The organism is uncultured Clostridium sp. (assembly GCF_963515715.1).
GTDB lineage: Bacteria > Bacillota > Clostridia > Clostridiales > Clostridiaceae > Clostridium_AW.
On sequence record NZ_CAUPZS010000012.1, the window covers coordinates 1 to 15488 of the forward strand.

Annotated in this window: 11 protein-coding genes; 3 read left to right on the forward strand and 8 right to left on the reverse strand. The window is 30.3% G+C overall.

The features are described 5' to 3' along the window. Positions 1-81 precede the first annotated feature (81 nt). The 3 genes from RYO54_RS09925 to RYO54_RS09935 form a co-directional block, all read right to left on the reverse strand. Positions 82-1314, reverse strand: coding sequence for a hypothetical protein (locus RYO54_RS09925; protein ID WP_315118187.1), 1233 nt, complete (start codon positions 1312-1314; stop codon positions 82-84). An 86-nt stretch (positions 1315-1400) separates the two neighbouring features. Beyond that, positions 1401-2327, reverse strand: coding sequence for a carbon-nitrogen hydrolase family protein (locus RYO54_RS09930; RefSeq protein WP_315118189.1), 927 nt, complete (start codon positions 2325-2327; stop codon positions 1401-1403). A gap of 202 nt (positions 2328-2529) precedes the next feature. Continuing rightward, positions 2530-3972 (reverse strand): multicopper oxidase domain-containing protein, encoded by a 1443-nt coding sequence (locus tag RYO54_RS09935; RefSeq protein WP_315118191.1) that lies wholly within the window; start codon positions 3970-3972, stop codon positions 2530-2532. A gap of 241 nt (positions 3973-4213) precedes the next feature. On the opposite strand from RYO54_RS09935, the gene RYO54_RS09940 reads away from it, so the two are divergent. Continuing rightward, positions 4214-5221, forward strand: a complete 1008-nt coding sequence (locus RYO54_RS09940) for an alpha/beta hydrolase (protein ID WP_315118193.1) — start codon at positions 4214-4216, stop codon at positions 5219-5221. A 145-nt stretch (positions 5222-5366) separates the two neighbouring features. On the opposite strand, the gene RYO54_RS09945 is transcribed toward RYO54_RS09940, so the two are convergent. From RYO54_RS09945 to fdrA, 5 genes are all read right to left on the reverse strand, one after another. After that, the gene (locus RYO54_RS09945; RefSeq protein ID WP_315118194.1) at positions 5367-6587 is read right to left on the reverse strand and encodes a dicarboxylate/amino acid:cation symporter; all 1221 of its coding nucleotides are present in this window, start codon (positions 6585-6587) and stop codon (positions 5367-5369) included. Between the two features lie 70 nt (positions 6588-6657). Further along, on the reverse strand, positions 6658-7599 hold the full coding sequence (arcC, locus tag RYO54_RS09950; protein WP_315118195.1) for a carbamate kinase: 942 nt from the start codon (positions 7597-7599) through the stop codon (positions 6658-6660). Positions 7600-7613: 14 nt separating this feature from the next. Continuing rightward, on the reverse strand, positions 7614-8888 hold the full coding sequence (locus RYO54_RS09955; RefSeq protein WP_315118197.1) for an MFS transporter: 1275 nt from the start codon (positions 8886-8888) through the stop codon (positions 7614-7616). 10 nt (positions 8889-8898) lie between these two features. Continuing rightward, complete coding sequence (locus tag RYO54_RS09960) at positions 8899-9747, reverse strand: DUF2877 domain-containing protein (protein WP_315118199.1); 849 nt, start codon at positions 9745-9747, stop codon at positions 8899-8901. A gap of 5 nt (positions 9748-9752) precedes the next feature. Further along, positions 9753-12749 (reverse strand): acyl-CoA synthetase FdrA, encoded by a 2997-nt coding sequence (gene fdrA / locus RYO54_RS09965; RefSeq protein ID WP_315118201.1) that lies wholly within the window; start codon positions 12747-12749, stop codon positions 9753-9755. 247 nt (positions 12750-12996) lie between these two features. Between fdrA and RYO54_RS09970 the strand changes: the two genes are divergently transcribed. Then, entirely contained in the window at positions 12997-14622 is a 1626-nt protein-coding gene (locus tag RYO54_RS09970) for a PucR family transcriptional regulator (protein ID WP_315118202.1), read from the forward strand. After that, positions 14619-15485 carry an alpha/beta hydrolase gene (locus RYO54_RS09975; RefSeq protein ID WP_315118204.1) on the forward strand — a complete coding sequence of 289 codons (867 nt, stop codon included), beginning with the start codon at positions 14619-14621 and terminating at the stop codon, positions 15483-15485. The genes RYO54_RS09970 and RYO54_RS09975 overlap by 4 nt, the downstream gene beginning before the upstream one ends. Positions 15486-15488 lie beyond the last annotated feature (3 nt).

Here is a 15488-nt window from a genome sequence, read left to right on the forward strand (position 1 = left end):
TAAGTGCATAATATTTTAATTAAATAATCTGTCTACTTGACAAGGGTCAGTTCAATTTGCGCGGCTCAGTTAATTAATTTATTATGCTGTACATATTTCCCCATTTGACTTCACATAAAATTGCAATGGCAGAGGATGGCTTGCAAACAATACTGGTGTCAATGAATAGGAGTAACTTCCAGCTTTTGATACTACTAATATATCACCAATATCAGCCTTTGGCAGCATTATATCTTTCACCATTATATCAGCTGATGTACACAAATTTCCCACAATGCTTACCTTTTCAAGAAAGGACTTTTCTCTTTTAAGAATAGTAAATTCAAAGGCATCTTTAGTTGTAAATAATGGTTCACACCCCTGCAATTTACTTCCTTCAGGTGTATAAGCAGTTAAAAGTTCTGCAATAGAAGGTCTTAGAAAACCATTAAGTCCATTTTCTACTACTAAGTATTTTGTTCCTCTAGATTCTTTTATATCTACAATATGAGTAACATATTTACCGGCTTCACACACTACAAACCTACCTGTTTCTATAATAAGTCTTGCATCAATTTTATGCCTAAATTTTTGAAATAATTTTTCACATCCATCACTAAGTAACCCAATATCAAGAGGGCTATCATTTAATAATGAATATACTATACCTAGACCTCCCCCAAAATTAATAAATTCCAGTTCCCAGCCCATAGTCTCTTTGCAAAATAAGGATAATTCAAAGATTTTCTCATAATATCCATAGAGTATATTGTGATCAAGAACCTGGGAGCGCAGATGGACGTGAATACCAATGATTCTTATATTAGTCAAACTATCAAAAAAATCTTTTTGCTCAATAAGCGTTTCTTCATCAACACCAAATTTACTGCTTCCTCCCTTTCCACTATCCATAGTATAATCAGGATTTATTCTCAATCCTACCTTAACATGTAGTTTTTTCTGTTTTGCAACCTCATTAATCAAGATTAATTCATTATAACTATCCGCTATTATAATCGACTTATCCAAAGCTTTTTCAATATCTTTGCGTGTTTTTCCTGGACATGAGTATAATATTTTCTCATTGGATAAACCTGCTTTCTGTGCTATAGTTACCTCCTCTTCAGAAGCTGCATCTGCACCAAATCCCTTTGATACAATAAAATCTACCATAGGCTTATATGGATTAGTCTTTATTGAATATAAAAACTCAAACTGTGGAAATTTTTCTAAAAGAATTTCAATTTTATTAGAAATAATACTTTCCTCGTATATATAAAAGGGTCTGTCATATTCCCTCATTAATTTTTCAATGACACTTGAATTACTCTCCATTAAATAACTCCTCCTATATTAATAATTTAAAATTTTTCTATTTTTAATCTTCTTAAATTAATATAGTTTCTTATTTATGCTTTAGTCTACTCTTCTACAGTGAACTTAAATACATCTGGTCTTGAATAATGACCCACTACGTCAAAATCTATTCTACTTTGTATAATTTGGTCTAATTCCAAATCAGCAATTAAAATTTCTTCCTTATTAAAAACTGGTTCAACAACATATTTTCCAAAAGGGTCCACTATGCAACTACCGCCGGGGCACATGATTTCCGGTTGAGATTCCAGTTCATAATAATAATTAAGATCTGCAGGATACATACTTTTTTCAACATATTGATTGCATCCAATCACAAAACATCTTCCTTCTAATGCAATATGTCTCATAGTACATTGCCATTCTTCCCTAGAGTCTGCCGTAGGAGCTATATATATCTTTACTCCTTTTGCATACATAGCCATACGCGCCAATGGCATATAGTTTTCCCAACATATTAGCGAACCCATCTTGCCATAAGGAGTATCTACTACAGTAAGGGTACTTCCATCACCTTCTCCCCAAATGCAACGTTCTGTACCAGTGGGTTTTAACTTTCTATGTTTACCTAATAGTTGTCCATTAGGACCAAAGAATAAATTTGTGCAATAAAGTGTAGTATTTAATTCCCTATCATCTTTTTCTGTAACTCCTATGGACAAGTATATTTGAGCTTCTTCAGCCGCTTTTCCTAAAATATCTGTTATGGTACTTGGTACTGCTACAGAATTTTCGTAGTATCGCTGCCAATCTTTACGCCCTTCCATTGTTCTGCTTCCAACGACAAATCCAAAGGAAAGTCCCCTTGGGTAAGCAGGAATAAAAGATTCAGGAAAAACAACTATATTAGCTCCCATTTTCTTAGCTTTCTTAATTAGAATTAATGTTTTCTCAACAGTAGCATTAAGATCCATAATCACAGGGGATGCTTGAACTACTGCTACCCTTACAGTTTTAATTGTATCAGTCATATTAACAACTCCTCATTTCAAATAAAAATTGATTATACCTTCATAGTATTATAGTATTATTTAGATATCAAGTGAAAAATAGCCATTTAACCTGGTATAAAATTAAAATGATTTATTCATAGATAACAAATTAATATATTAATGAAGAAGCCTGCATCATAAGTAGATACAGGCTCTTTTCTATACAATACTAAATTTCTTATTACATTAGTTTATCTGGTGCGTCTGTTTGAATCATTGTTAACTGACCACCTGGATATATTCCATTGTTGGTAACTTTGTAGTCGTCATGATTGTGCATTGGATAAAATTGTGGGAAGAACTGGTCATTTGGATCACCACAAGGCTGATTACAAATTTCTACATAGTTTACCAGTTGTGGATTAGTACAGTGTACTGGTTCCGTTGGAATATCAAAGATGGCAGTAGGATCAATTTTCTGTATTTCTTTAATTTGCTTACAAAGAGAAGGAAAACCATCCTGCCCCATTACAATATACTTTCTGTACAATCCTCTCTTATCATCTGCAGTAATAATTAAATCGTAGGTTTCTCCAGATCCAATAGTTTCTGTAAATCCCATTTCTGTAAGTTCATGATCAAGGCATCCACAATCTTCAGCAATCTTCAAGAAAGGACTTAGATGACTATCTTTTCCCACCACCATAAAGTGCCAACCGTGAATGTGCCACGGAACTACTTGATAGCCCATATTAATCATTCGAAGTAGGAATCTTTCATTAGTCTTTACATGAACATAGGATTCGTAGTTAATTTGAGTAAGATTTGGATCACTACCCTCTATTGGAGTTAAATGATGTGGAAGAAGGGTATCTGGAAATGCTCTTCCATTCACTAGCCAAAAGTCTGGTTTAAAATTTACTGCGTTAAAAGGAATATTTTCACGAACGCTTTCATGCCACGTTGAATCAATATCGGATAAAAGCATTACATATTCTTTATCAAAATAACTGTGGATATTATTATAAGCAAAATTTCTATTTGTAGCAGTTTTAGGAATATGATGTTGTATTCTATCATTTAACTTCCAACATCCACATTTATTACATTTTGTAATTCCGTTTTCAGCTAAACTTTTCATAGAAGGATATATAACCAATGCTCCATACATGCCCATTTGAACATGTTCAGAAGCTTCTACATGGCAATGGTATATTAGTGTTCCGGGATTTTCCGGATGAAAGAAATAGGTTGCATTAGGTGGTGGAGTAAGTGGATTGGTTTCCTCCCACATTGGAACACCAAAAGAACTTTCAGGGAAGCCATCTAACTGCGTGGCAACGTGAGCACCATGCATGTGCACAGTATGAAAGTCCATCAAATCTGGGCGATACTTCATACCAATATTAATAAGTGTGACATATATATGGTCACCTACTTCTCCCCAAATCATAGGAGAAGGAATAGTAGCTGTACCTTTTTTACTTAAGAGTATCTCCCAATTATTTGGGTTTTTATAATCTAAATATTCATTTCCTTTTATTTTCACTCCATCTACTTCTAAAAGTCCACCTGTAAATCCGAAAATATAAACCTCTTTTCTGTTTTCAGTACATAAATCTCCATCTAAAGGTAATTTAATCAATCCATCTGTAGCTAATAAAACATAATGTCTGTTACTCATTTTATCACCCCCTATTTTGTTTGGTACTTCATTATATGATGCAGAAAATAAAATGCAATATTGCTACATAAATAAATGATAGATTTGTAGTTTATTCATTCCATGTTTTTACATCATTTAAATAATTGTAAATTTTATTATCAATTGATACAATGTGTTTAGTAATTTTATTTAACATGCTGATTCAATGGTGTCATAGCTTTTATATACCATGAAATTTATCTGATTAGGAGGAGCTAATTTGAAAAGAAAATCAAAAAAAATCCTTTCAACAATTGCTATATTTTTATGTATTTTAGTGGTAGTCCCAGTTATAATTGTGAATATAACACCAAATTTTACAGCTCTAATTGTTAGAAAAATGTTCGAAACCCCAATTGCTACAAAACCCGCAAATTATGAGGAATACAAAGGTAAAGTTTCAACAGTTAAAGATTTGACCTATGAATCAGAATATAATCTAAACAAATATGATATTTATATTCCTAATGATGGTAAAAAAGATAAATATCCAACAATCATATGGGTTCATGGCGGTGCATTTGTTGGTGGTGACAAAGATCAGATTGAGATATATTCCACAACACTTGCAAGCAAAGGTTATCTGGTTCTTTCAATAAACTATGGTTTAGCTCCTGAAGCAAAATATCCTGTTCCACTAACTCAATTAGGAGAATTTTGTAAACACCTTTCTACGATTAAGGATAAGTATCCAATTGACGAAACGCAATTATTTTTTGCAGGTGATTCTGCTGGAGCGCAGATAGTTAGTCAATTTGTTATAACTCAAACAAATGAAAATTTTGCGAAGAAAATGAACACACAGCAAATAATTCCTAAAGAGTCCATAAAGGGAGCTTTATTATATTGTGGCCCTTATAATTTTAGTGAAGAAAATTTATCCATTATTAGTTTTCCTATGAGATTTATTCTATCTCAAGTAGCTTGGAGTTATATGGGAAGTAGAGATTTTAAAAACAATGAAGCACTAACCGATATGACTATTATAAATAATTTAACGAAAGATTTTCCACCTTGTTTCATAACAGATGGAAATACCGGTTCTTTTGAAAGTCATGGAAGAGAACTGTCTGAAAAATTAAATGAAAAAAATGTTAAAAACACTACTCTATTTTTCTCTAAAGAAGATTTTATAACAGAACATGAATATCAATTTAAAATGGATACTGAACCAGGTAGACAAGCTTGGAATGAAACAATTAAGTTTTTAAGTGAACATACTGATTAAAAGCTTATATTTTTATAGAAAAAGCAAAAAGACCCCGGACTTAAGAGGTCATTTTGAACTTATAAACTTATGAATTCAAAAGGGGTCTTTTCAACTATTTTAATATATAAACTAAATGATTTAGATATTTTCAAAATTAATACTACTATTTATATATATCATAATCTATTTCATTTTCGCTCTTTGCAACTATTAACGCGGTTAAGGTATCTGAATCAACATTTAAAATTGTTCTTAACATTCCAACAAACCATTCAACGCCTGCAAATAAAGCTATTGACTCTATTGGCAATCCCATTTGCGGAACAATTATTGCAAGTGAAACTAGGCCTGCTCCTGGAACAACTGCGTTTGCTAAAGATACTAAGGTTGCAAGTATTCCTATATAAAGATATTGCCTTGGTGAATACATAACACCATAGATTTGTGATATTGTAATAATAGTAAGTGCCATATGCATTGCTGATCCATTGCTATTTAAAGACATTCCAAGTGGTAAAACTAGCTTATTAATCTTTTCACTAATTCCTAATTTTTCTTTTGCATCCTTCATTTCTACTGGTAAAGTTACTGCCGATGATGTGGTTGCTAGTGCCATTACTGACATGCCAACCATCCCCCTAATAAGTTTAAAAATATTGATTCTACAGTAAGAAGCGCTTATACTTAAAAATATTAATAGATATATTATTGTTGCTAATGCATAAACTCCTATATATTTTGAAAGAGGTAATATTACTTCTATTCCACTTTTCCCAACTGTAGATGCAATTAATGAAAAAATTCCTATTGGAGCAACTTTCATTATAATTGAAATCATTTTTAATATTACTTTATTAAATTCTGATATTACTGCGATTAATTTACTATCTTTATTCTCAGTTCTATAACAGCTTAATGCTAAACCGAATAATAATGAAAACACTATAACTTGCACAATAATCCCATCAGCCATAGATTTTATTATGTTACTTGAAAAAAATCCAAGAAGCACCTCTGAAAGTGTTCCAATGTTAGCTTTTTCTACTATTTCTCCAGCTGTTATTGAACTTAATTGTAACCCTATGCCTGGTTTAAAAATTATTCCAAAGACTATTCCTACCATTGCTGCTAAAAATGAGGTTATAAAAAAAATTCCTATTACCTTTACTCCTTGTTTCCCTAATTCCTTAGGATTTAACTCTCCCACAGCTTCTATTATTTGTCCCATCACTAAGAATATAATTGACATTTGTATCAATCTTAAAAAAACATCACCTATTACTTTTATTCCATCTACATTTTCTTTACCTATTGCTCCAACTATTACTCCTAGTATCATAGCAATCATTACTTGGGTAGTCATATTTACTTTTTTTAATTTCATAATCATTCCTCCTTATGAAATTTAGATATGGGATTATAAAAACCCCATATCATTGTAAATCATGAGATATTTAGTCTCTTGTTATAACAGTTCCTGCCCCTTCATTAATTTCTCCTAATTTATCAAGAGATGTTATTATTGCAACTCCTGATTTAGAGCTTTCTACAAAAGCTATTGCAGCTTCAATCTTAGGAAGCATACTTCCTTTTGGAAATTGCCCTTCTTCTATATATTCTTTTAATTTACTTACAGTAATCTTTGTAAGTTTTTCTTCATTTTCTTTATTATAATTTATATATACATTATCAACGCCTGTTAATATAATTAGTTCATCTGCATCAACTAATTCTGCAAGCTTTTCTGAGGCTAAATCCTTATCTATAACAGCTTCTACACCAGTGTATCCATTCTTATCTAATACAACAGGTACACCACCCCCACCACAGGATATTATAATATTACCATTTTCTATAAGTTTTATAATTGATTCATATTCAACTATTCCAATTGGTTTTGGAGATGGTACTACCTTTCTATATCCACGACCTGAATCTTCCTTGTATATACAAGAATCCTTTTTACTTGCTATTTCTCCTTCTTCCTTAGTTAAAAATGGTCCTATTGGTTTAGTTGGATTTTTAAAAGCTTCATCTTTTTCATCTACATAAACTTGAGTTATAATAGAAACTACTTGTCTTTTTATTCCTTTTTCATATAAAGCATTACTCATTTCATTTTGCATCCAATATCCAATACTTCCTTGAGTCATAGCAACACAAGTATCTAAAGGCATTGCTGGATTTTTCTCATTATTAGCTGCTTCTTGTTGTAAAAGTAAATTTCCAACTTGAGGACCATTTCCATGAGATATAATTAATTCATTCCCTTCTGACGTTAACTTTATAAGTTTTTCACAAGTTGATTTAATTGCCCTTCTTTGCGCTTTTTCTGAAGGGTCATCTGATAAAATTGCATTTCCTCCAAGGGCAACTACTATTCTTTTCTTTTTCATTTCTAACACCCCATCTATACTGTTATTTCTTCTTTATTTTCTTTTGTAAAGCTGAATACTATCATACCAACTAATAGTAAAGCTGCTGCTAGGTAGAATCCTATCTTCATTGATCCTAATGTATCTGCTATCCATCCAGTTATATAAGGCGCAATTATTGAACCTGACATTCCAATAAAGTTATATACACTTAATGTTGTTGATAGAGATGCTTTAGGGGCATTTTTAGTTACAAATGCAACTAATATTGGATCTAAAGCTAATTTTCCTGTTAGTCCATATATTATTAAAAAGGCTATTAGTAATGATTTATTAGTAATAAAAGCTATTCCAAATACAGATATTAATGATACTGGCACAAGGAAAAATACGAATTTTTTTGTAACCTTAAATTTATCAGATAAATTTGCAAATAGTAACGCTCCAGGAATTGATGCCCATGGAACTAAAGATGCAATAAATCCAACACTAGTACCTTCAAACCCTCTTTCTACTTGAAGGAATCTTGGAAGCCAAGTGATAATTACAAAGTTCGCATAAATTGAGAAGAAACATAAAATAAATGTGCATACTAAATTTTTATTTGAGAATATTGATTTTAAAGAAACCTTTTGCTTTTCTTTTGCTTCTTTAGTTACTTCTTTACCTACTACTTGATCTTCTGGTCTAATAACTCTTTCTTTTAATAGAACAAAAATCAAAATCCCTATAACAACAGTTGGAATAGACATTATTAGAAAAGGTTTACTCCAATGCTCACCATTTTCAAGAACTAATTTACTTGATAATAAATATCCGCCTGAAATACCAAATGCCATACCGCTATTTATTATTGCAGTTCCCAAAGTTAATTTTTTTGTTGGTATTGATTCAGTTGCCATAGCATAAGCTGGTCCATAGTAAGCTCCTTCTCCAGCTCCTGTTAAAGCTCTATAAATCATAAATACTCCAAAAGCTGAGGCTACACCACTTAAATAAGTTGTTATACCAAAAATAACGAACCCTACTGCTATAATCATCTTTCTTCCATACTTATCTCCTACAATACCAAATGGTATTTGAGTAATTGCATAAGTTAAAAAGAATATGCTGTTAACTAAACCTAATTGAGAATTACTTAAATTAAATTCTTCTGCTATTTGTCCCATTACAGGGTTTAAAATAGTTCTGTCTGCATACATTAAAATCCATCCAAAGAAGAATAGTGCTACTACCTTCCACCAATATTTTTCAGATACAGGCATCGCTTTATATTTTTCACTTATTGTAGCTCTTTTTTTATTTTCCATTATAACCCTCCTAATTCTTTACTAAAAATTTTAATCCCAAGAAAAATCCAAATAAAGTATCATTTCCGGAAGTATGACCAAAGGTTTGAACCTTTTTCACTGTTTCATAAATAATCTTATTTTCTTTACAGTCCATAGATTTTATTAGTTCTATAAAATGTTCACTTAAATATCCTTTAGTTAAGGCTTTAAGATAAGATACACTTATAATGGTGGTTAAATTTTCATTCATCATGATATTAATATCTTTTATCCAATTATTAAGATCGCCATTATTATCAAAAGTCATTAAGGCCATTGTGAATCCTATTAAAATATCATCCCCACTTGGTGTCAATCCTTTACCTCTTCCAATAAAAAATTTAATTATCTTTTTGTTTATATCTGGATTTGTTTTATCCGAATTTAAAAGCAAATCCACATATTCATAAGTTTTATCATCTAAATCAATTCCGATTAAATTTTCAAATTCATATTCTTCTAAAAAATTGTATAAAGCATTAGTTGTAATTTGTTTTTTATCACACTTTATTCTAGGAAGTTTTAAATTGAGTTTTGTTATATTTTTTAATGAAACAATTGTATTTTCATAAATACTATAAAAAATTAATTTGTTATCTTTGAAGACAACAGTATCATCTATACTTACACTATTAATAATTTTTAATAGCTTTTCTTTTTCAACATTTATTCCAAATGCTGATAATGGAGCTCCTACATAACTTATATAAACTAAAACATCTTCAAATTGAATATTTATTCCACTTTTGAACTTACTATGAACCTTTCCTAATCTTTTGTTTTTTAAGTAGAGAGGTAGTAGATTACTCTCTACCTCTCTACTTTTATTTAAATACATTTTTCTTAAACTTCTATTCCTAATTTTTTTGCATAAGCAATTATTGCTTTTTCAAAGCAAGCAAGTGGAGCTCTTACTGTACCTGCACCAACTTGTCCTACACCAGCTTTTTTATGAGCTATTCCTGTATTAATAAGTGGTGTTATACCAGTAGCTACTACCTTCCTGGCATCTATTCCAAGGCAAGCTCCTTTAAAGTCCCAAGTTGGAATACTCCAATTTGAATTGTTTGAAATTGAAATTTCATTCATTTCATTTGATACTCTAAGAGCATCATCAAACCCACCGGCTCCTACAAATCTTGTAACCCCAGGTGCTGCTACCATTGCCATTCCACCAACACCTACTGTTTCTGTTATTGCACTATCACCAATGTCAGGGTTTGCATCATCTTCAGAGAACCCTGTGAAATATAATCCATTTGGAGTGTTAACTGGAGCTGTAAACCATTCATCTCCCATTCCACTTATTCTAACTCCAAAATCACGGCCATTTCTTGTCATTGTTGTAACTACTGTTCCACTAGTTACTTTTCTTGCACACTCTACTATTGATTTTCCTGTTGCCATCATTATATTTAAGAAGAATTGGTCAGTATCTGCTAAGAATTTAATAACACTATATTTTTCTTTTTCATCTATATCCAGTTCTACTATTAAAGGTGTAATTTCCTTTAAGAAGTTAAGTGAAGCTGCTATATTTCTTTGGTGGAATTCATCACCCATTGTAATAGCTTTTGCAATTATAACATTTAAGTTTAATCCACCATCTTTTAATTTTAATGCTTTAGATAATACTGGACCTAAAACATCTCTCATCCATCTTAATCTATTTACAACCTCTTCAGAGTAAGCTCCAAATCTTAATACCTTACCAATTCCTTCATTCATTATGCAATATGCAACTGACCCATCTAATTTATTTTCAACAACAAGCACTGGCATATTTCCTGATGTAATTCCTCCCATTGGTCCAACTGCATTCACATGATGGCATGGTGAGAATTTTACTTCTCCATTTTCAAGTAAAGCTTTTGCTCCTTCTTCATCCTCTGCCCATCCTTCAAATAATACAGCTCCTATACATGAACCTTGCATTGGGCCTGTCATATTTTTATATTCTATTGGTGGTCCTGCATGAAGTAAAACTTTATCATTTAATATATCTATTACTGATTTTGCAGGTACAACATCCATTAAGAATGGTTGAGAAGATTTCATCTTATCAATTACTTCATTATTAGCTTTTTCAATTTCTTCTATTTTTGATAAAGCATTTAGTATTCTTATAAGCTTTTTATTTCCTCCAGCTACTGGTTTCCAATTATATTGAACTGCTTTTCCACCATATTCAACAATTGATTCAGTAAAGCTTTCAACACCTATATTAATTATGCGTGGCTTTGAATTTAATAGTTCTTTTATACTTTCACTAACCTGTGGTAAAGCTCTTTTAGTAACATTTGTTTCAACTACTTTTTTATCAACCTCTTCAAATTCTATTTCTTTTAATTTAAGAGCAAGTCTTACAGCTTTAGCATTGCTGTCTTCTACTAAAACTCCAGCCTCCTTTAGTGTTCTTACTGATTCATCATAACTTTGAGGATCTTGATCTGTACCACAAACTGTTCCAACAAAATATAAATCCCTTCCATTATCCTTTGCCTTTTCAATTGAATCTTTTATTACATCCTTTAATGCTCCAGCCATATCTTTATGTGATCCATATCCTAAAACACAGTCTAATAGAATAACACCTGTATTTTCATCCTCTGCATATTCTTTTATTTTATTAATTCTAACTTCAGGATCTATCATTGGATGAGGTTTTCCTTGAGTGTACATATCATCCCCTAAATCGATTACTTCATATCCATGTGATTTTAAGATATAACCTTCTTTTTTAATTAATTCACCTAATCCTAAAGCTTCAGAAATTAACATTCCAGCTTCTGCTGCAAGAGTTCCTCCTGAATAAAGTCCTTTTACAGTTTTTTCTTGAGATAAAGGAGTTTTAACATCATAATCTATTTCTTCTAAATAGTTTTCTCTTACAGGTAAGTTATTTGCAAGATCAACTGCTATTCTAGCTGTTTCTTCAAGGGTATGAGCTAAGTAAACATTACCTTCATGATGATCTGGCTTTTCTCCTAAGAAAATTGCAACTACTGGTTTAGATACATTTTGTAATAATTCTACTATTTCATCTCTAACTCTTTTAGCTGGTGGTTTTGAAATTACTACAATGACATCTGTTGGGTCATGGTTTTCGAGACCTAAAATAGCATCTCTTACAGTTATTGCATTAACAGCTTCATTTAAATCTCTTCCACCGGTTCCTATAGCATGTACAACTCCTCCACCAAGTCTATTTATTATAGTTGTTACCTCTTGTATCCCAGTACCTGAAGCTCCTACAATACCGATATTCCCTGGTCTTACTACATTAGTAAATGCTAAAGGAATACTTGATATAATTCCAGTACCACAGTCAGGTCCCATTAATAAAAGTCCTTTTTCATGTGCTTTCTTCTTAAGTCTAACCTCATCTTCAAGAGAGATATTATCGCTAAATGAAAAAACATTTAAATTTTTATCTAAAGCTTTTTCTATTTCATCAGCTGCATACTCTCCTGGTATTGAGAATAAAGCTAAGTTTGCATCAGGCATTTCTTCTAATGCTTCATCTAATGTGTTTACGTTTTCTGTGTTGTTTTTAGTTTTTTTAACAGCTAAATCACTTAAGAATTTATCTGCTTCCACTAAGACTTTTTCTATAATCTTTTCATCTTCTGTTTCAACAACAATTATCATATCACTTGCCGCTGCCGCCTCTGCTTCCTTTGTAAGAAGGCCACTATTTCTAAATATATCCTTATTAGCTTCAGTTCCCATCATTATAGAACACTTTGTAACACCATCTAATGTATTAATTGAATTAGTTAGCAACATAAGATTTATAGAATCTTGATAGCTATTCTTTTTAATTACTGTGTATAACATTTAAATTTCCTCCCTTATCTTCTTAATCTATAAAATATAAATCATCTTGAAATATGAATTAAAACTAGCTAAATATTATTTCTAGTTAAGCAATAAATTTTTCACTTCTTTTATCTAAAGAATGCTTGCTTGAAATATTTATTTCTTATGTTAATATAAATATATCACTGTTTGTTTTCGTTTTCATTTACATAAAGTTCTATATTATAGGGAAATTTTTATCCCTAAAGGATAAAGGAGTGATATTTTGAATATAGAAGAAATGCTTAAGATACCATCACTAAAAAGCTCAATTTTATTAGCAGGTAAAAATGGAATAGATAATCCTATTAATAGCGTAAATGTCTTAGAAGCCCTTGACATTGAAAATTGGGGACGCTTTGGCGAGGTTATATTAACCAGCTTTTTTGCATTACAAAACTTAAAGGATGATGAGCTAGATTTATTTTTTAATAAACTTAAAAACATAGGAATTAGTGCACTTATAATTAAAATTGATAGACTTGTTACAAAAATTCCTGAAAAAATAATTTTACTTTGTGATAAACATTCAATACCATTAGTTAAGATAAGTAAAGATGTAAAATATGAATCAATAATATTAGAAATCTTAGGTCCAATTATAAATAGAAATGTATATTTACTAAACAAATATTATGATGTTCATGGTGAACTTACAAATCTTGCTATGACTGTTCCTTCAATTGAAGGCATACTTCTTAAATTTAAAAATATGATAAATCGTGATGTAAGCCTTATTAATACTGCAAGAAACACTGAAGTTACTACAAATTCTAAGCTTTCAGATATTACTATACTTAATACAAAAGAAGTGTTAAATGAAACTTACATGTATTTTAAATATGAGCGTAAGAAAGTTATATATAATTTAACAAACCCTAAGATTACTGGAAGCCAAATAAGAGTACCTATTCCTCACCTTGGATTTAATGAATATGAATTGATTATTCATGAACTGGAACGAGAAATAAACTCTGAAGATTTTATGGTTTTAGAAAATGCAGTAAAATTTTTACAAATGGAGCTTTTAAAAAAATACTCCATATCTCAAAGCCTTTTTCAACAAAAGAATAATATAATAGGTGATTTGTTGAATAATAGGATATATGAAAGAAAAGATATAGATGAGGTTTTAGAGTCTTTTAACCTAGATAAATATAATAATTATGAAATTGTTCTAATTAAGTTATATCAAAAGGATAAAAGTAATAACTTAAATAAAAATCTTATGCTTCCAATTCTTATGCAAATAAGAAATAGATTCAAATTAGCCTTTGATCCAATAGCTTTTCTTGAAAGATCTGATAGAATTGTTTTTATATTTAACTTTAATAATAATCAAAATGGAATTAATTTAAAACATATAGAAAAGATTATGGATTCTCTTGTAGTTAATAATGTTCTTAAGGATTTTTATTATAGAATAAGCATTAGTTCTAAAGTTGAAAAATATGATATTCCAAAAGCTAATAAAGAAGTTTTAGATGTTCAAAAGGTTTTAAATTTATTCCATAATTCTAACAAAATCTTACCTTATGAAGAGCTTGGAATATATAAGATGTTTTTAGAAACTGATAATTTAGGAAATCTCGAAAAATTTATATCTCCAAGAATTAATAAATTTAGACAGGATTATCCTCAGTTATTTGAAACCCTTGAGGTTTTCTTAAACTCAAATCAAAGCTATATAGCTACATCTGAAAAACTTTTTCTTCATCCTAAAACCGTTAGATATAGAATTGATAAGATAAAAGATATATTAAACACAGAACTAACAGATCAAGAAGAAATCTTACAAATTCAAGTTTCTTCTAGATTATTTAAACTAAAAGATCAGGAGGAAATTAAATGATTGAAGAAAAAATTATATCATTTAAAACAACAAATCAAATAGGTCTTAATATGAACTTATATAAATCAAATATAAACAAAAAAGATATTACAATACTTTACCTCCATGGCGGCGGATTATTATATGGGGTTAGAGATGACCTACCTAGAATTTATATAGATAAATTTTTAGATGCAGGTTATGATATTTTAGCTTTAGATTATCCGCTAGCTCCAGAATCAAAGTTAGACACAATTTTATCTTCAACTTATGAAGGGATTACTTATTACTTAAATAATTATAAACAAGTATTTAACTTAAATAGCAATAAATTTATCTTGTTTGGAAGATCCGCTGGCTCTTACTTAGCATTTATGATGTGCAATATGTTAATTAAAAATAATAACCTATTACCACTTTCAATAATAAGCTTATATGGATATACAAGGCTTGATGAGGTTGAATTTAATACTCCAAGTAAATATTATAATAAGCTACCAAAAGTTACAGATGAAAGTATAAATAGAATTATATCAAATGAACCAGTTACATATGGTCCAATGAATGAAAGATTTTCACTATATATTAAAGCAAGACAAGAAGGAAATTGGATAGAAGCTCTTTGCAACAAGGAAAATATTCTGAATTACTCAATAGATGATGAAGCTTTAAAAAGCTTTCCACCAACAATTTTAGCTGCTGCTACTTCTGACCCTGATGTTCCTTATAGAATCTCAAAAAAGATAAGTAGGATAATTCCCAATTCAACACTTATAACTATTTACGAAGAAGAACATGACTTTGATAGAGATATAAAAAATAACTCTGGTAAAGAAGCATATGATAAAATAATTAGCTGGTTAAACTCAAAAATAATTAAATAAAAA

Excerpts from the sequence above, each read along its gene's own strand:
- RYO54_RS09925 (WP_315118187.1), bottom strand. The coding sequence starts at position 1,314 with ATGGAGAGTAATTCAAGTGTCATTGAAAAATTAATGAGGGAATATGAC.
- RYO54_RS09930 (WP_315118189.1), bottom strand. The coding sequence starts at position 2,327 with ATGACTGATACAATTAAAACTGTAAGGGTAGCAGTAGTTCAAGCATCC.
- RYO54_RS09960 (WP_315118199.1), bottom strand. The coding sequence starts at position 9,747 with ATGTATTTAAATAAAAGTAGAGAGGTAGAGAGTAATCTACTACCTCTC.
- RYO54_RS09975 (WP_315118204.1), top strand. The coding sequence starts at position 14,619 with ATGATTGAAGAAAAAATTATATCATTTAAAACAACAAATCAAATAGGT.
- RYO54_RS09955 (WP_315118197.1), bottom strand. The coding sequence starts at position 8,888 with ATGGAAAATAAAAAAAGAGCTACAATAAGTGAAAAATATAAAGCGATG.
- RYO54_RS09935 (WP_315118191.1), bottom strand. The coding sequence starts at position 3,972 with ATGAGTAACAGACATTATGTTTTATTAGCTACAGATGGATTGATTAAA.
- fdrA (WP_315118201.1), bottom strand. The coding sequence starts at position 12,749 with ATGTTATACACAGTAATTAAAAAGAATAGCTATCAAGATTCTATAAAT.
- arcC (WP_315118195.1), bottom strand. The coding sequence starts at position 7,599 with ATGAAAAAGAAAAGAATAGTAGTTGCCCTTGGAGGAAATGCAATTTTA.
- RYO54_RS09945 (WP_315118194.1), bottom strand. The coding sequence starts at position 6,587 with ATGAAATTAAAAAAAGTAAATATGACTACCCAAGTAATGATTGCTATG.